The 19,202-nt window shown below is 35.6% G+C and carries 11 protein-coding genes; all 11 read right to left on the bottom strand.

Features of this window, described 5'->3' with window-relative positions; translation table 11 throughout:
• Positions 1-3 precede the first annotated feature (3 nt).
• The 11 genes from C8N41_RS05580 to C8N41_RS05530 all read right to left on the bottom strand — a co-directional run bounded on the left by C8N41_RS05580 (position 4) and on the right by C8N41_RS05530 (position 19,083).
• The gene (locus C8N41_RS05580; protein WP_115838504.1) at positions 4-1,695 is read right to left on the bottom strand and encodes a sulfatase family protein; all 1,692 of its coding nucleotides are present in this window, start codon (positions 1,693-1,695) and stop codon (positions 4-6) included.
• Positions 1,695-2,582, bottom strand: coding sequence for an alpha/beta hydrolase (locus C8N41_RS05575; protein WP_092444939.1), 888 nt, complete (start codon positions 2,580-2,582; stop codon positions 1,695-1,697). Before C8N41_RS05575 ends, C8N41_RS05580 begins: the two co-directional genes overlap by 1 nt.
• On the bottom strand, positions 2,583-5,177 hold the full coding sequence (locus tag C8N41_RS05570) for a glycoside hydrolase family 2 TIM barrel-domain containing protein (RefSeq protein ID WP_211318182.1): 2,595 nt from the start codon (positions 5,175-5,177) through the stop codon (positions 2,583-2,585).
• Positions 5,178-5,198: 21 nt separating this feature from the next.
• Positions 5,199-7,418: a beta-glucosidase BglX gene (gene bglX / locus C8N41_RS05565; RefSeq protein WP_115838502.1), complete on the bottom strand. Its 2,220-nt coding sequence runs from the start codon at positions 7,416-7,418 to the stop codon at positions 5,199-5,201.
• Between the two features lie 7 nt (positions 7,419-7,425).
• Positions 7,426-9,771, bottom strand: coding sequence for a beta-glucosidase BglX (gene bglX / locus C8N41_RS05560; RefSeq protein ID WP_115838501.1), 2,346 nt, complete (start codon positions 9,769-9,771; stop codon positions 7,426-7,428).
• Positions 9,772-9,775: 4 nt separating this feature from the next.
• Positions 9,776-10,579, bottom strand: coding sequence for a carboxylesterase family protein (locus tag C8N41_RS05555; RefSeq protein ID WP_115838500.1), 804 nt, complete (start codon positions 10,577-10,579; stop codon positions 9,776-9,778).
• A gap of 12 nt (positions 10,580-10,591) precedes the next feature.
• Complete coding sequence (locus C8N41_RS05550) at positions 10,592-11,947, bottom strand: glucoamylase family protein (RefSeq protein WP_092444949.1); 1,356 nt, start codon at positions 11,945-11,947, stop codon at positions 10,592-10,594.
• Positions 11,948-11,957: 10 nt separating this feature from the next.
• Positions 11,958-13,316, bottom strand: a complete 1,359-nt coding sequence (locus tag C8N41_RS05545) for a glucoamylase family protein (RefSeq protein WP_394364689.1) — start codon at positions 13,314-13,316, stop codon at positions 11,958-11,960.
• 111 nt (positions 13,317-13,427) lie between these two features.
• A complete protein-coding gene (locus tag C8N41_RS05540; RefSeq protein WP_115838498.1) occupies positions 13,428-14,483 on the bottom strand; it encodes a LamG domain-containing protein in 1,056 nt (351 codons plus the stop codon).
• A gap of 19 nt (positions 14,484-14,502) precedes the next feature.
• Complete coding sequence (locus tag C8N41_RS05535) at positions 14,503-16,035, bottom strand: RagB/SusD family nutrient uptake outer membrane protein (protein ID WP_115838497.1); 1,533 nt, start codon at positions 16,033-16,035, stop codon at positions 14,503-14,505.
• Between the two features lie 15 nt (positions 16,036-16,050).
• Positions 16,051-19,083 (bottom strand): SusC/RagA family TonB-linked outer membrane protein, encoded by a 3,033-nt coding sequence (locus C8N41_RS05530; RefSeq protein WP_115838496.1) that lies wholly within the window; start codon positions 19,081-19,083, stop codon positions 16,051-16,053.
• Positions 19,084-19,202: the final 119 nt, after the last annotated feature.

The following is a 19,202-nucleotide window of genomic DNA, read 5'->3' as shown; positions in this document are numbered from 1 at the left end:
AGGTTATAAATTAGTATCTTTATCTGTTTCTGGATTGTAAGATGTACCGGTTTTACCACGTAATCTTTCAAATTGTTTATAGGCGCGTTCTACCTGTGCTTCAGGTGCTTGTTTAAATTCTTCGGCTTTAACATTGTATTCTTCCTGAAGTGCTTTTAGTCGTCTTCTCAATTGCGCTTCAATAACATCGTAATCCTCATTATCAATTTGATTTTTAACCTCTTTAGGATCTGCTTCTAAATCGTATAATTCCCATGTATCAATATCATCATAAAAATGAATTAACTTATAGCGTTTGGTCCGAATACCATAGTGTTTTTTCACCATATGAAATGCAGGATAATCATAATAATGGTAATACACAGCGTCTCTAAAGTCTTCGCCATCAAAGGTCTGTTCTAATAATGGACGTAACGATTTTCCTTGCATATCTTCTGGGATTTCTGCATTGGCATAATCTAAAAATGTTTCGGCAAAATCGAGATTCTGTGTTAAGTCTTCTATCACAGTTCCGGGCCGAATGGTACCTGGATACTTCATTAGTAATGGCATGGCTAGTGATTCTTCGTACATATAGCGTTTATCAAACCAACCTTTTTCACCTAAATAAAATCCTTGATCTGTAGTATAGACCACAATTGTATTTTCGGCTAAACCATTGTCTTCAAGATAATCTAACACCTCACCAATACCTTCGTCCATAGATGCAATTGTAGCAAGGTAATCTTTTAAATAACGTTGCCCCTTATACTTTGCCAAATCTTTTCCTGAGAGTTGTGCATCATGAAAAGCATCATTTTTATCTCGATAAGCACTGTCCCAAGCTCTGCGTTGTTCTGCTGTCATACGTTCAAAATCTGATTTCCAAGGGTTCCAAGCTAATTCGGGATTTCCTTTAGATTTCGTCAGTTTTAAATCGTGACCTTCATACATGTCTTGATAAATCGTTTGAAGCTGTTTTTGAGATGCCAAAGACCCGTCATGCGCCGTAAAATAAGTGTCTGGTAATGGGAATTCGACATCATCAAATTTATTGGCGTGTCGTAATGCTGGCATCCAGTTTCTGTGTGGTGCTTTATGTTGTAACATTAACATAAAAGGTTTATCACTATCCTTAACTGAATTAAGATATGCAATACCATCTTGTGTTATAATATCTGTGGCATATCCCTCTACTCTTGTGGTATCAACAGCCTTAGTTGCCGCGTTAATTGCAATAAAATCTGGATTGTAATAATTCCCTTGATCTGTAAGAATCTTCCAGTAATCAAAGCCTTTTGGCAAGCCATCTAAATGCCATTTTCCGATAACTGCCGTACTATAACCGGCTTGTTGTAATAATTTTGGAAAAGTTTGTTGACTACCATCAAACTTGTTTCCATTCATTCTAAAACCGTTAACATGGCTAAATTTACCCGTTAAAACCACAGCTCGACTTGGTCCACAAATAGAATTGGTACAAAAGTTATTTGTAAACAAAGCTCCTTCCTTTGCAATACGGTCTATATTAGGCGTTGGCGCTAATTGACTAATCGGGTGACCATATGCACTGATTGCTTGTTCTGCATGGTCATCTGCCATGATATAAACAATATTAGGACGCTTCGTTGGCTTAGACTCACTAGGCTTTTGCGAATCATTTTTACACGATTGAAGCACTAATAAACTAAGAACACATACAGCTAAATATCTCATTATGCTTTCGTTTTTATTATTTTGGTTTGAATGACTTTATTGTTAATCATAGTACTTTCAAAAAATTGAAAGATTTGATCTAATTCTTCAAATGGAATTCGCGCAATTTCATGACCAGCACCTTTTACAATATTAAAATAGTAAGCAGTTTCAAAGTCACGCAGTTTTTCTACAATACGTGCTGAACCATCTAACACCATGTAACCATCTTTCTTTGGATTACAATAGTGATGAGAAGCATTCCCAAATGGCACTAACCGATCTTCTGTTCCATGATATAAAACGGCCGGAATTGCATTTTCTTTAGTTATATATCTCGCATCAACCACAGCACCAGCACACGAAAATAAGCCCGCAAAGGACACATTATTATAAGCCTTTTTATCTAAAACAAAGTAATCTTTCATAAAGACGGCATTAAGTATGCCTTCTGCGCCCGCACTACTGCCTCCTGCTATAATTTTAGAGGTATCAATTTGTAACGATTTGGCGTTTTCCACTAAAAACTTTGCTGCATCTAAATAATCTATAGCGGCTTGCTTAAATGTTTCAACTTTGTCATCTTTAGTGCAATCACATCCAAAACCTGTAACTGTATTTTTTCTTAGTAAACGGTAATCGATAGACACACCAATATAGCCTTGCTTTTCAGCTGCATATTTTACCAATTTATTGTCATCTGGATATGCGCGATGACTACCTGAAAATCCACCACCATGCATCCATAACAATACCGGTAGTGAGTCGGATTTTTTAATATTTTTTGGAGTAAAGACATCTAACCTTAAAGTATCATTTCCTTTAATGGCATAGATATAAGTATCCATATTCTGAGCAGAAATCCCACATGTTACAAGTATAGCAAATGCTATTATTATTCTATTCATTTAATCTATTTTTTCTATTAAAATACCACTAATAACAGTATCCCCTTTTATGGCATTGAGCCCAATTGTTAGTCCGACGTTATTATTAATATCAACCTCAAAAGTTTGAGTAATCCCATATTTAGCGCTGTAGGCTTTTGCCATATTAAACTGACTTACTACAGTTTTATCATTTAAACTAATATCAAAAACTCTATGAGAAATATTCGTATTAGACGTTTCATCTGAATTGGATAAGTTGAATACAATATTCGCTTTGTTTTTTAAGTCTGGCTCCACAAAATATAAGGTTATCTTATAGCTTCCATTAGGTATATCCACTTTATAAGTTTCACAATCCACAAGCATAGTTTGAAAAATGGCCTCCTGATTGCTGTTACTAATATTAAAAGGCACTAATTTCTTTTCACATTTCCCAGAACTTGGTACATATCCATATAAACCTTTTGTATAAACTCTATCTTGAAGAAAAGTTACTCCATTAACATCATCGCTATAATTAATATGTGTACCTATATTAATCGCTAGTTTCTGATTAGGATTTTCTTTAAGGGTCTTTATCACGTTCGCTTTTATTTGAAGCACATCAGAATGCATTTCTGTTTCGGCCTTAAGCGTATTAATACCATTAACAAAAGGAACAGTAACTATAGCCATACCATCTTTAAAAGTTACATTTTGAAGATAAATATCGTTAACATACAGTTTCGCTTTTTTTTGATTAGAAAATAGAGTTACATCATACTGGTTGCTATTGAGCAAAGTAATTGTGTCTTCATAATTAGCAATATGGATGTGAGGTTCTTTTTCTTTTAAAACAGACTGATACCAATAATAGACCTCTTTGGGTTCTCGATTGTATTGTACTAATCCTTTTTGGTTAACATGCGGAATTGTTTCTCCTCTAAATTCTGAACCAAAATCAGCGAAATTCCAAGCCGTCATTCCGGTTACATAATCGCGCGCTTCCACTTGATTGTAATACCCAGAATGCAATAACAACTGATACTGTTGGGAATAATCGTATCGAGATGGTTGCGTGGCTGAAACACGTACATCTGCGCCTGGACCGTATTCAGAAATCATAATAGCACGATCTGGATAGCGTTGATGCTGATTGTCTAAAAACACACCTAAATCTTCAATGGTATCATGATACCAACCAAAATAGAGGTTCCAACCCACAAGCATCGATAAATCTGCTATTTTGGTTTCATTATATAACTCATTAAAGTGAAGTGCCATTACTGTAATATGGTTTGGCGCTTCTTTTCGAGTTAAATCCTCTAACTGTTTAGCAAGTTGATAGGTATACTTTTTTCGTTCTTCTTTTTCGGCGTCAGACTCTTTCTTATCGAATGCCAGACGTAAAAAAATTTCATTCATGTAACCAAACATTACCACAGATGGATAATTATAATATTGCTTAAGATGCTCCTTTTGCATCTTTATTGATGTTTCAAAAAAGGCTTCAGAATTTGTAACTTTATTCACAACAGGAATTTCTGTCCAGACTAAAATACCAAGTTCATCGCACATTTTGTACAATTCTCTCGCGTGAGGATAATGAGCAAAACGGATAACATTTGAACCCATATCTTTAATCAGTTCAATATCCTTTTTCTGAAGTGCCATAGGTACAGCATTACCATAACCCTCATAATCTTGATGACGATTGACTCCTATTAATTTTATCGGCTCTCCATTTAAATAAAAGCCTTTTTTAGCATCAACAGAGACCCATCTAAATCCGATATTGGTCGTTTTAGTATCTACAATTGCTCCTGTTTTATTTTTGAGAATAAGTTGTAATTTATACAAATAAGGATCATCTGGCGACCATAATTTTGGATGCTTAATTTCAGGTAGTAGCAACTTAAATTCATCAATTGATTGTGGCTTAAGTTGTAAAGTTTCTATGTGGGTTTTCACCACGTTACCATCCGCATCGGTAAGAACAAGCTCTAATGCTGTTTTTACCTTATTTAATGCTGTGTTTTTAAGAAGTGTTGTAATTTCTATGCTTGCTTTTTCTTTAGAAACGTGTGGATAATTAACATAAAAACCTTCAGAAGCAAAATCTTCTAAACTAAAATGTTGCTTTGGTAAACTTATTAATTCCACATCACGATATATACCTCCGTAAAAGGTGAAATCGGCATCTAAAGGTGGTATATCTTCATTGTGTGAATTATCTACGGTAACTTCTATAACATTGTAAGTATCATAGTTTATATATTCAGAAATATTAAAATTGAATGCTGTATAACCTCCTTTGTGGTTACCAATTTCTTTGCCATTTACATAGACGGTTGCGTCTTGGTTTACAGCATTAAACTTTAAATAATGATTATTTGCACTGGTTTCTGAGCTGAAAAAAATGTGTTTTTGATAATAGCCTAAACCTCTTCTGTAACCTGAGTCATCATCAAACGCATCATCCTGATTCCAAGTATGCGGAATATTTACCGTTTGCCAGTTCGTTTTATCTTCTGAGAATTGCCATCCAGAATTTATGATTTTAGTTTGTGAGAAACCTAAATACGAATAAGCCACACATAACATTAAGAAAAGGGGGTGAATCTTACAAATCATATGTGGCATAACTACTTGCTATTAATCGTTTAGGTTAAAAGTGTGCTTAAATTTAAAGTCAGAACTTGGCGCAATGGCAATTTCAAATTCGCCAATTTCCACACCATAAATCATGTCACTATTATAAAATTTTAAGTCTTCTGCTGAAATGGTAAAAGTGACCGTTTTAGATTCTCCTTTTTTAAGGAATATCTTTTGAAAGCCTTTTAATTCTTTAACTGGCCTTGTTACACTTCCTACCTTATCATGAATATAAAGTTGTACAATTTCAAACCCATCTATATTACCTGTGTTTGTAATCTTAACACTAGCTTCAATGGTGCTTGAAAAGGTTAAGTTTTCTGAAGACAATTTTAAATCCGAATATCTAAATTTCGTATAACTTAAGCCATGTCCAAAAACGAATAACGGAGTGTTTGGTACATCAATATAATTGCTTTTATAATCTTGTTTTGGATTGTTCTCAGGAATTGGGCGTCCTGTATTTTTCATATTGTAATAGATAGGCACCTGACCCACATTTCTAGGAAAAGTAACCGTTAATTTCCCAGAAGGATTAACCGTTCCAAAAAGTAAATCTGCAGTAGCGGCACCTCCCATAGTTCCAGGAAACCAAACTTCTAAAATGGCATCTACTAAATTAACCTCATCAGAAAGGTTAAGAGGTCGACCATTCATTAATACCAATGTAATATTCTTATTAGGATTAGCTTCTCGTATTTTTTTGATCAATTCTGGTTGGATACCAGGAATTTTTAAATCTGTTCTCGATGCTGCCTCTCCACTCATATGGTGATTTTCACCCATAACTAAAACAATTTGATCTGCTTTTTGAGATATAGAAATTGCCTCTTCAAAACCAGATCTATCATCATTTAAAATGTCACAGCCTTTAGCATATAATATTTGATTGGCCTTTAGATATTCCGAAACACCTTCAAAGACGCTAACCGCTTTCCCTCCACGTTCACCTTTAGCCGCCCAATTGCCAAGAATATCGGCTTCGTCCTTTACCAATGGTCCAATAAAGGCAATGCTTTTTGTCTTTTTTGAAAGTGGTAAAACCTTATTATTGTTTTGTAATAAAACCGACGAAGCAGCTGCAATTTCTCTAGCTTTAGCTAAAAACTCTGGTTTATAAGCTGTATTAGCTTCTCTCAACTCGTCAATATAGCGATAAGGGTCATCAAACAATCCCAACTTAAATTTAGCTAGTAAAATGCGTTTACAAGCGTCATTTATATACGCTTCGGAAACTTTGCCCTCTTCAACTAATGTTTTAAGATGTAATCGGTACACATGCCCAACCATATCCATATCGACTCCGGCATTCATCCCAATTCTGGCCGCATCAATACTATCTTTAGCAAAGCCATGTTGAATCATTTCATTGATTGAGGTATAATCTGAAACGACAAAACCATCAAACTTCCACTCGTCTCTAAGAATATCTCTTAGCGTAAATTTATTACCAGATGTTGGCACACCATTTAGTTCGTTGAAAGCAGACATAAATGTTTCCACACCAGCATCAACGGCTGCTTTAAAAGGTGGTAAATACACATTACGCAATTCACCTTCTCCCATATTTGTAGTGTGATAATCGCGTCCAGCTTGAGCAGCACCATAGGCTACATAATGTTTTGCGCAAGCTAAGACGGTATTGGGTTGCGATAAATCGTCTCCCTGAAATCCACGAACGTAGGCTTTTCCTATTTCGTTATTGAGAAAGACATCTTCACCAGCACCTTCAGAAATGCGTCCCCAACGCGGCTCTCTAGACACATCTATCATAGGTGCAAACGTCCAGTGAATACCTTCTGCCGACGCTTCTTCTGCTGCAATACGAGAACTCTCTTCAACCATTTTTAAGTCCCAACTCGCAGACAACCCAAGGTTAATAGGAAAAATAGTGCGATGACCATGAATTACATCGTAACCAAATAACAATGGAATACCTAGGCGGCTTTCTTCGACTGCAATTTTTTGTAAATCGCGCGTGCCCTTTACAGACATCGCATTAAGCATGGCGCCCATATTGCCCTCCCGAATATATTTACCATTATCAGCACCAACAAACGGTCCGGTTTGATCCCAGTGACCACTATACATTACCGTTTGGCCTATCTTTTCTTGAAGTGTCATAAGATTAATTAAAGAATCGACTTTAGCTTCATAGTTTTGAGAAAAACCAGTACTAAGCGTACCACATAGAATTATGTATAGAAATCTTAACTTCATAATATTATTATTTTGTCAATTCAAATTCTGCCATCATCTTGGTTGTAGAATCTGTACCTACAAACACGTGAAATTTCCCTGGCTCTGCTACAAAATCTAAATCTGAATTATAGAATTTTAAATCTTCTACCGTGAGGTTAAAAGTGACCGTTTTTGTTTCACCTTTTTTAATCTCTACTTTTTGAAAGCCTTTTAGTTCTTTTAAAGGTCGAGTAACGGAACCTACCACATCTCTAATGTACAGTTGCACAACTTCTTTCCCATCATAATCACCAGAATTAGTAACCTCAACAGAAACCTCAACGGAACCATCCATTCCGATTGTATTAGTATTTAAGTTTAAATTTGAATAATCGAATGTTGTATAGCTTAAGCCATAACCAAAAGGGTACAATGGCTCGTTGCGTTCATCGATATAATTACTACGGAATTTTTCAAACTTCCCTTCCTCATTCATTAAAGGTCTTCCTGTATTTTTATGATTGTAAAAAATTGGAATTTGCCCTACACTTCTTGGAAACGTTGCCGTTAATTTACCAGAAGGATTGACATCTCCAAATAAAACATCTGAGATGGCTAAACCAGCTTCACTGCCTGGAAACCACACATTAAGAATTGCAGGTACATTTTTATGCTCTTCAACCAACTCTAAAGGTCTACCAGTAAACAATACGAGTACTACTGGCTTCCCTGTTTTAAGCAAAGCATTTAATAAATCTTTCTGAACTTGAGGAATTCCTATGTCTGTTCTACTACTACTTTCACCACTAAATTCTGCAGATTCACCAATAGCGGCAACAATGACGTCTGCCTTATTAGCAATATTTAATGCTTCGTCTAAAAGTTCTTTATCTGATCTACCATCTCTAGGAATAGACTTACCAAACATGGTTGCTCTCTGTTCGAGTTCTAAATCGTAATCGAGGTTACTTCCTTTAGCATATAGTACCTTGGCTTGGTCACCAACCACGGTTTTTAATCCAGCTAAAAATGGATTAGATTTTTCTTGCCTGGTTGCGACACTCCAAGTACCAGCCATATTTACGGCATTATTACCTAAGGGACCTATTAATGCAATAGTACCTTCTTTCTTTAATGGTAGTAGGTTGTCTTCATTTTTAAGTAATACCGTTGACTCGGCACCTACTTTTCTTGCAAAGGCTCTATTTTCATCAGTAAATACTTCATTTTTTGCTCTGTCACTATCTAGATATCTATAAGGATCATCGAACAATCCAAGCTCATATTTAGCTGTTAACATCCGTTTTACTGCTGTGTCTATATCTTCAATTTTAACCATGCCTTTATTCAAAGCATCTTTTAGTGATTTTACAAAAGCCGCTGTTGCTACTGGTGAATCACCTGCCATATCCATATCGATACCTGCATTTAAGGCCTGAGCTACAACCTCTTCTTCATTACCGACACCATGGGCCATCATTTCGTAGATTCCGGTATAATCAGTAACTACAAAGCCATTAAAACCCCAATCCTCTCGTAACAAATCTGTCAATAACCATTTGTTTCCTGTTGCTGGTACTCCATCAATTTCATTAAATGATGCCATAACAGATCCAACTCCAGCATCAATTGCTGCTTTGTATGGCTCTAAATATTCATTATACATTCTAATTTTACTCATATCGACCGTATTGTAATCACGACCAGCTTCTGAGGCACCATACAGTGCAAAATGTTTTACACAAGCCATTAAGGTATTGTTTTCACTTAAGTCATCTTGCTGATACCCTCTCACCATCGCTTCCGCAATACGGCTACCTAAATAAGGGTCTTCACCATTACCTTCAGATACGCGTCCCCAACGTGGATCTCTCGAAATATCTACCATTGGAGAAAAGGTCCAGTTAATACCATCGGCACTGGCTTCCGTTGCTGCCATACGTGCTGTTTTTTCTATAAGTTCCATATCCCAAGTAGCGGATAAACCTAATGGAATGGGAAATGTGGTTTCGTAGCCGTGTATTACATCCATTCCAAATAGCAATGGAATTTTTAAGCGACTTTCTTCAACTGCAATTTTTTGAACTGCTCTAATCTTTTCAACCGATTTGATATTGAACATTCCACCCACTAATCCCTTTTGGATTTTTTTGCCCACGTCAGAGCTTTTTCCTTGTCCTGTGGTAATATCTCCAGACACAGGAAGGTTAAGCTGCCCAATTTTTTCATCTAAAGTCATAAGACCTAAAATGGAATCTACTTGAGCTTCATAAGGATTGTTATATTCAGAAGCTGTTTTAGTCGTAGTCGCTGTTGAATTTGAATCGCAACTTGTTAACGTAAACGCTAGGATAGAAAATGTTATTAGTTTAAGGGAAAATTGTTTTGCCATTGTGTTATTTTATTTTTGAAAAAAGCCATGTTAGTAATTCTGGTTCTGCAAAAGCTGGATCCCAGCTGTTATGATTTGCAAAATCGTATAAAGTTAATTTTGGGTAACCACCTGCACTTATAATCGCAGTGGCCATATTTAAAGATAATTTAGGATCTACCACATCATCTTTTGCTCCATGTAAAATCCACAAAGGGGTAGTTTTTGCATAAGCTACAACAGATTCTGGATCTCCACCTCCACATATTGGAATAGCCGCAGCAAACATTTTGGGCTTACGATAGATAATCTCAAACGTTCCCATGCCTCCCATAGACAATCCCATAACATACACCTGATCTGATTTAACATAAGGTTGAGCGACCATATCTTCCATTACATCCATAACTAAAGCCATAGCTGTGGTTGGAGCATCCTTGTATTTATAGTTAAACGTAATTGGTTTGGTGGAGCGATCTGCTTCGAGTTTAGACCAATAATCATTTTTAGGACATTGTGGAAAAATAACGATTGCTGGAAACCGTTCTCTTATGGTATCATTTAAAAATAATCGGCTACCATGAACGAGTTGTTTTTTATTATCGTTTCCGCGTTCACCAGCACCATGAAGCATCAGTACAACAGGATAACTTTTAGATTCATCAAAATTCTTAGGCAGCAACATTCTATATTTAAGTGTATCACCATTTACAATATGATGCTCATAAGAAAATAATTCTTTAGAAGCTTCTGATTGCTGTTGTGCGTTAATGACACATGAACTTAAGATTGTTACATTAAAAACTAAAATTAATAATAGATTTTTCATTTGCTTCAATATTTAATACGTAAACCCTAGAGTATCTAAACCATTCTGAACGTCTTCATTTTGCATAAATAGATTCCACAATAAGCCAGATCTATAATTTTCAATCATAATAATTTCTGGTCCTTGATCTATAGCTAAATAACGTTCTGTTACCCAATCATTATACTGCGGACTAAAGGCATCATAAAAACCTGCAGGACCTAATAAAATATCTTTTTTACTATAGAAATAATGCATGGCCTCTAATGACTTCTCTGGCGTATACGGAATAGAACTAATTGCTGCTGTGGGTGAAATAACACCTAAATCATTATCTGGACTGTGTGCTGAATATCCAGTTGTTCCATCAGAATTTCGACTGTAACTCGCCGTTAAGCCCCAACAATCTTCTCCATAGTCTCTATAATTATTGGGATTATCAACACAATATTCATAATTGATATTGGTATGATTGACGTTTAAATTCCAATAGTTTGCATATTGATCTGAAAGATTTGTAGGGTTTAAACCTAAGAAAGAGTAATGTGCCCAAAATAAAGGACCACTACCAGAACCTGCATGATCTAATATTAACGGAATACCATATTGACTTTCAGTTGAAACGATATTACCATTATTAGCCCAACCTTGATGGTACACTTCTGCCGGAATAGGGAATTCCGGCGAAGCTGCACCCAAGATAAACGCTATTAACGTTTCATTATACCCTTTAAGTTCTAAGTTTATTGAAAAACCATTATTAGGACTCCAATGCCAATACAAGGCATTTTGATTCTGCGTATACCAGTTCCACTCAATGCCTTTCCATAATTCATCTGCCTGGGTTGCTAATGCCGCTTCATCCTCAGAACCAGTTTTAAAATATTCTTTCACACAAATTAAACCTTGAGCTAAAAATGCGGTTTCAACTAAATCACCTCCATTATCTTGGTCACTAAATGGAATAACACTACCGTTAGTGCCGTTTAACCAATGTGGCCAAACTCCGTGAAAGCGATCTGCATTCTCAAAGAAATCTACAATTTGACTCAATCTGTTAAATCCCTCTTCTCTTGTAACATAGCCACGTTCGATACCAACTAATATTGCCATAAGACCAAATCCACTTCCGCCAGTAGTCACTACATTCTCACTATCTGAAGGGTTATCAGTGTGATATCGTTCTCTCGCTGCTCCGGAATTGGCATCGGCATAATCCCAGAAATATTTAAAGGTTGTTTCTTGAGTTAAATCCATTAACTCCGTATCCGTTAATGGTATTACCGGATCGTCGTCATTTGGATTATAGGGTTCTTGATAGCCTGGTCCATCATCAGAACCACAACTAAAACACAATAACAACGTAAACATTAAGCTTAAAAATTTCATATACTTTATTCTAATTATATTTGAAACCAAGTTGTTCTAAACCTGATTGAACATCTTTATTTTTCATAAATAAATCCCACAATAATCCCGTTCTATAATTTTCTATCATTACAGGTATTGGGCCTTGATCGATAGCTAAATATCGTGGCATGTACCAATTATGTTCAAAACTAACCGCATCGTAAGGACCATATTTACCAACTAAACTATCGTGATTTTTATAAATATTTTCTAAAACTTTCATACTCTCTTTTGGCGTGTATGGAAATGATGATAATGCTGCCGTTGGAGAGACAACACCAATGTCGTTTTCGGGACTATGACCGTAATAGCCTTTAACCGAGTAACTCGAGGTAAATCCCCAAAGACTATCTCCATAACCCTTAAAATTCTTTGGGTTAGCTACAGCGTACTTGTAATGAATTTTGGCCTGATTTTGCGTCAGCTTCCAATAATCTGCATATTGATCTTTCAAACCTTTTGGATTCAAACCTAAATAAGAATAATGTGCCCAAAATAGCGGTCCTGTTAAATAATCATTGTGCTCATAGTAATTGAGTACAACTGGTAGATCATAAAAGTTTTTATCTGAAACAATCGCACCATCTTTTGCCCAACCTTTTTCGTAAACGGACTTAGTTATAGGATACGTTGGTGACGCTGCAGCCAAGACATACATGATAAGACACTCGTTATAACCACCAACAGGAAAATTCATTTCCCACCCATAGCTAGGTGACCAATGCCAGTATAAAACGTCTTCACCTTTTGTATACCAATCCCATTCTACATCTCTCCAAAGTTTATCTATTTTAGAAACTAATTGCTTTTCTTTTTCAGTATGACCATCAAAATACTCTGCAACGGTTAGTAGGCCTTGAATTAAAAACGCTGTTTCTACTAAATCGCCACCATTATCTTTCTTTCCGAAGGGTATGACTTTTCCTGTTTCTCCATTTAACCAATGTGGCCATGCTCCATGAAAACGATCTGCATGTTCAAGGAAATCTACAATTCTTAGGTATCTATCTAAGGCATCCTTCTTTGAAATAAAGCCTCTTTCTATACCCACTAAAATTGCCATGACTCCAAAGCCACTTCCACCAGTAGTAACGGTATATTTTGGAGATGTAGGATATACATCATCCATATGCAAACGCTCTCTAGCTAGACCAGAATTTGGCTCTGCACCTTCCCAAAAATAGTTGATGGTTTGCTTTTGAACAGTGTCTAGTAAGCTTGAATTAATTGATTCTGGAATAGAATCAACAGCTGTGAGTTTAGCATTTACATCTTTTTTATCATTGGTTTTACATCCAAAAACAAGGCTTAACAAGCAACCAAAAAATAACGATTTAAACAAATTCATCATTCAAAAATTAAAGTAAAATTTAGCGGCATTTTAGGAATTAAAAATGCCGCTAAAATCAATAAGTGATAATTAAAAAATTATTAGACTAACTCAATTGAATTATCAGTTTTACTGCATAGCTTCTATTTCTGCTTGTGAGAGTGCTTTGTTATATAATCTTAGCTCATCGATTTCACTTAAATCAGATAAATGACCCCAATAATTAAATGTTTCACCACCTGAACCAATAGTTATTTTTGAACAATCTGTCCAGTCTATACTAGAAGATAAGGTCGCAGACAATTGTTCAACTCCATTAAAATAAATTTTACTTTCAGTAGCAGACACTGTTAATGCAATATGAACCCACTTTCCTGCTGTGACATCGATGACTCCTCCGTCATTCCAGCTGTCGGCAGATCCAATACCTATATTTGCTTTTATAGTTTGTTGCGTTTCACTGCCTTCTCTAAATAATCTAAACCCTTGATTTCTATTTTCAGGAGTATCATTTCCTACTACTAATATTCCAGCTCTATCAGGTGTACTATTCACCTTATACCAAAATGTTGCACTAAAGCTATCTTCACCAAATAAACCATCAATTGGGAATGTTAAATATGAATCTGTAGCCCCTTTATAAGTATTTCCAGAATAACCACCCGAAACGATATCTGGTGTTCCAACAACTATAGGTTCTGATTCACTAATCAATTCAGTATATAATCCTTCAAAAAATGGAATATAAAACGTTTCCCCCTCCACACTCGGTAAGTAAGTATTATCTAGAGTAAATGTTAAGTCATCTGATGCTGTTTTTCCACTTGTATCCGTTACGTTTACAATAAGATTGTGACTTCCTAATTGTAAGTTTTCATATTGAAATGTTTCCATAAATATTCGGTAATCTAAAAAACTTTCAAAAGTTCTTATTGTATTACCGTCTAAAATGACAGTTACATTATCAATTTCTATATCGTCTTCTACTAAAACCTCAATATCTAAATCGACTTCTGTATCCGTAAATGGAATTAATACATTTCCATTTGGACTTATAAGTTCTGCTGTAGGATCTTCTAAATCTGGCCCTGGATCTACTTCTGTAATTGGATCTATACCATCATAACAAGATGCCAACATCAGCATTGCTGTAATTGCTATTATATATTTATTAATATTTTTCATTTTCTAATGTTTTTAGTGGTTATTCAAGAGGTAATAAATCCAATTGTGCTTGTGGGTACGGTAAATACTCGTCTTCAGCAGTAAATGTGCGTCCTTCGTAGCTTAACTCGTCATATTTGTTCAGTCTTATCATATCGAAATAACGAACTCCCCATTCCATAGCAAGCTCTGCAAATTTCTCATCCATAACATCATCTAGAGTTACATTTGAAAGCGCAGACATTCCTACTCTTGCTCGTACTTCATTCACTGCCTGATCCGCTGTACCAGCTGTACCATTTGCCCCTTGTGTTAAAGCTTCGGCATACATTAATAAAATTTCGGCATATCTAATAACAATAAAGTTTTTACCAGAACCATAATCTGTTCTTCCTGGTGTTAATTGCGTAGATGGCAAATAATGTTTACCACTACTAAATATTGCTCTAGAATAATCATTAAAAACATCACCATCTTCAGAGACATTGGTCACGAAACTAGGTAAGGTTGCATATTCAGGATCTGAAGTAATTTCATCAATACCTCTAGGCGTGAAGTTTACACTTGTGGATAAACGCGTGGTTTCACCTCTATCTAACATAAACTTAATAAACTTTAAGCTAGGCTCGTAAAAGCCCCAACCTGCAGATGCACCTTCCACAGCTGGCGTCCAGCTAGATGGTCCAAATGGCGCATATAAGTGATTATTAGCCGCACCAGATTCTGTACCATAATCTGAAAACTGTAACTCAAATAAGTTTTCATTGCTACGTTCGCCAGGCTTTTTAAATAATTGATAGTAATCTGGATAAAGATTAAACTTCCCTGAATTAATTATTTCGCCAGTAACATTTGCAACTTCTTGATAATTCTCTAATTCTAAATTAGCTAAAGCCTTTATCGCTAAAGCCGTGTATTTTGTAACACCTCCAGAAACATCTTGTCTTTCATTTGGTCTAGCATCTGGCAAGAATGGAATAGCTTCATCCATTAGATCTGAGATATACTGCATGACTTCTGCCTTCGTTTTTACACCGTTTTCTAACTCAGCAGAAATATTTGAAGATTCAATTATAAATATATCTCCCCATAATCTAGACATCTGAAAGTGTGTAAAACCACTCAATACTTTACACTCTGCCATGTACTGATCGGCTCTAGCTAAATCTTCCTCTTCTACTGCAAAATCTTTATACGATTGAATAGTTTCGCGAGAACTTATAATCCTCACAATATCTCCGTAGAAATTTTCCCAAATTTGGTTATACATCCAAAACCCATTGTCGTAAATAAAAAGATCTGTATCGGCGAACTGTGGCTGATCTCCCAAACCACCTGCATTAACATCATCTCCTCTTACTCCGATAAGTAAAGGGTCTTCCCATCCTCTAGAATATACTGCAGAATACCCACCAATTAGTGGTAATACCATATCTTCAGAGTTTGTAAAATCGAGATCGTCTGCTGCTAACTGACCATCATTCTCTTCTAATTTATCTGTACAGGAAAACACAACCATACAGAGGGCTAACATTAAAGCTAGCTGTTTTATTACTTGATTTATATTTTTCATAATTAGCATTTTTTTTTAAATTTTAATATTTACACCAAAGGTATATACCGCAGGCACTGGATATGTCTGACGGTCGACTCCATCACTAACTTCAGGATCAAATCCATTGTAGCTAAATACCGTTATTGGACGCTCTGCTGTACATGTAAATCTAACTTCAGGCATATTTTCACCAAGTGCTTTCGCTGGTATGGTATATGCCAATTGAATGTTTTGAACTCTAAAGTATGAGCCATCTTCTACAAAAAAGCTACTCATTTTTTGATTCCATGCTTTACGTCTTCCTTCCGATGATGGATATGAATTTGTAGTCCCTTCACCATGCCATCTATTTATCGCAAAATCCGCATCGATATTAGTATCATTTGTAAAAATAACCTCGCCTCTTTTACGGTTTAAAATCTTATTTCCGGTTTGCCCAGAAACTGCAACAGATAAATCAAAGTTCTTATATGATACATTGATATTTCCGCCATAAGTAAATGTTGGTAAATACGATCCTAAAACCACTCTATCTTGGTCATCAATTTTACCATCATTATTTTGATCCTTATATATAAAATCTCCAGGAATTAGGGTATTATTATTTTCATTAGCTTCATATTGCGCTGTAGGATCTGCTGCCACTTGGTCTGGGTTCTGATAAACACCTTCTATTTCCCAGCCATAGAACGCATTTACAGGTTCGCCTACAATAAGTCTTTGACGAAATTCTGCGCTACCAGTATCAAAATAACCTTGTTCACTATCGATTCTTGTCACTTCGTTTTTAAGTGTCGCTATATTTCCCCCAACAGAGAAACTCCAATTATCATTGATGCGTTGGTTCCAGTTTGCTGCAATTTCTAAACCTTGATTTCTCATTTCACCAATATTGGCGTCAACCACTTCAGCAGTAATAGGCGTATCTTTAGGTAATACTAAATCTTTTGTATCGCGTATATAGTAATCTACTTCTAGGCTTAATTTATCGTTAAATAAACGAGAACTGATACCAAAATTTGTTTCTTCTAAAATCTCTCGCTTTAAATTACGAAACGTATTAGTTGTTAAGATCCCATTGGTAGGCACATCTCCAATATCTGTAGTAACTTGAGATACCGTTCTTGTACCTGCACTTCCACCAAGAAATCCATTTGCTAATTGTCCCCAACCTGCACGTATTTTTAAGAAACTAAGTACATCGTTGCTTGACATAAAGTCTTCTTCAGAAATGACCCAACCTAAACCTACAGCTGGTGTGGTTACCCAAAGTTCTCGAGGGAATCTACCATCACCTTCATGTCTTATAGTAGCATTTACTAAATACTTATTTTTAAAACTATATTCTAATCTACCAAAATACGCTATTGAATATTGACGATCACCAATTTCATTTACCTGATCACTAAAAGACGTTGGGTCCGCAAAATTTAAATACCATGAGCTTTCCAACCCAATACCCTGAATATCATTACCTGTAGCACTAAAAGCATTATCTTGATAATCTCTATAAGAAGAACCTGCCATTACAGTTAGATTATGGTCACCAAAAGAGTCAGAATAGGTTAATGTGTTATCCCAAATTTGTTTTGAGTATTTTAACTCTGCACGTCTAATATTAGACACCTCTCTTTGCGATTGCCCTGAGATGTAATATGGAGATCTTACGTTACGCTCTGAAATTGTAGAATAATCATGACTGTAAGATGTTTTAAACTTTAATTTATCGGGAACGACATCATACTCTAAAAACATACTTGTTAATACCTTTCTGATTTTAAGCTGATTATTATTATAAGTCATCGTTGGAAATGGATTCTGAGATCCTCTATACCCCAATAATGTAGCATCTGAAAAGGGAGTAGACGTTGCCTGTGTATTTGAATAATCATAAACAGGTAAGATTGGTACAGCAAAATATGCTTGAAACCATGCACCATTCTCTGGATTGTACTGGGTGGCATTACTAAAAATAGCATTCGTTCCTATTTTTAATCTATCCGATAGATCAATTGCTATGTTAGATTGAATATTAAAACGCTCATACTCATTTTTCATATCTAAAATACCTTCTTGCGAAAAATAGTTTGCATTAACACTATAAGTGGTTCTTTCTGTACCACCTGTAACTCCTATACCATGACTTGTAATTGGTGCTACACGTAAAATCTCTTTATACCAATCCGTATTAACATCAGGTACATTAGGATTAACTCTACTACGTCCAAAACGTTGCATCGCGTTATTAACAAAATCAATATCTGGCTGAGAATTAGACTCATAAGCCATGGTAACAAATTGCTCTGCATTTGCCATTTTTACAACATTTTGTGCATTTTGATAACCAGAATAGCCATTATAAGTGAATACTGGCTTTTGTTCTGTTCTACCATTTTTTGTTTCAATGATAATAACACCATTAACACCTGCTTGACCAAAAATAGAAATTGAAGACGCATCCTTTAAAACAGAAATGGTTTCAATTTGATTACTATCTAAGAATTCAATGGTATCATAAAACATACCATCAACAACATATAAAGGAGTTGCTCCTCCTTTATAAGAATTGACACCTCTAATTCTTACAGTAGGTGAGCCACCTGGAGAACCACTGCTTACAACCTGTACACCTGCGACCTTACCCTGTATAGATTGCATAACGTTTGCACTTGGTGTTTTAGCAATATCTTCAGACTTTACTGTAGAGATAGCACCTGTTAAATCTGCTTTTTTTTGTGTACCATAACCCACAACTACCACTTCACTTAGTGAAGCGATGTCATCTTTAAGCGTAACGCTTATTTCTGTCTTGCCAGATACAATTATTACCTGAGGGACAAAACCGACATAGCTGAATTCAATTTCTTCTCCAACTTCTGCCGAAATCATAAACTTACCATCAAAATCTGTTGTGGTTCCTCTGCTCGTTCCTTTTACTATGACACTTGCTCCTGGTAAGGGCATTCCGTCACTTTCGCTTGTTACAATTCCATTGATTTCAATCTGCTGAGCAAAAGAACAGATCGAAACAAACAACATCAACAATAGACTAATTTTTGTTTTCATATAGATTGATTAATATTTAATAAATAGAGTTAGTTTATTTAGAAGACTAAATTAAAATCAAATATCAAACTCCATTAACATCTATTTACATTTTAAATACACCATAAGTACCATAAAAG

Source organism: Winogradskyella sediminis, assembly GCF_003387355.1.
Taxonomy (GTDB): Bacteria; Bacteroidota; Bacteroidia; order Flavobacteriales; family Flavobacteriaceae; genus Winogradskyella; species Winogradskyella sediminis.
The sequence above is the reverse complement of the archived record's forward strand: the minus strand, read 5'-3'. Positions and strand labels throughout refer to the sequence as shown.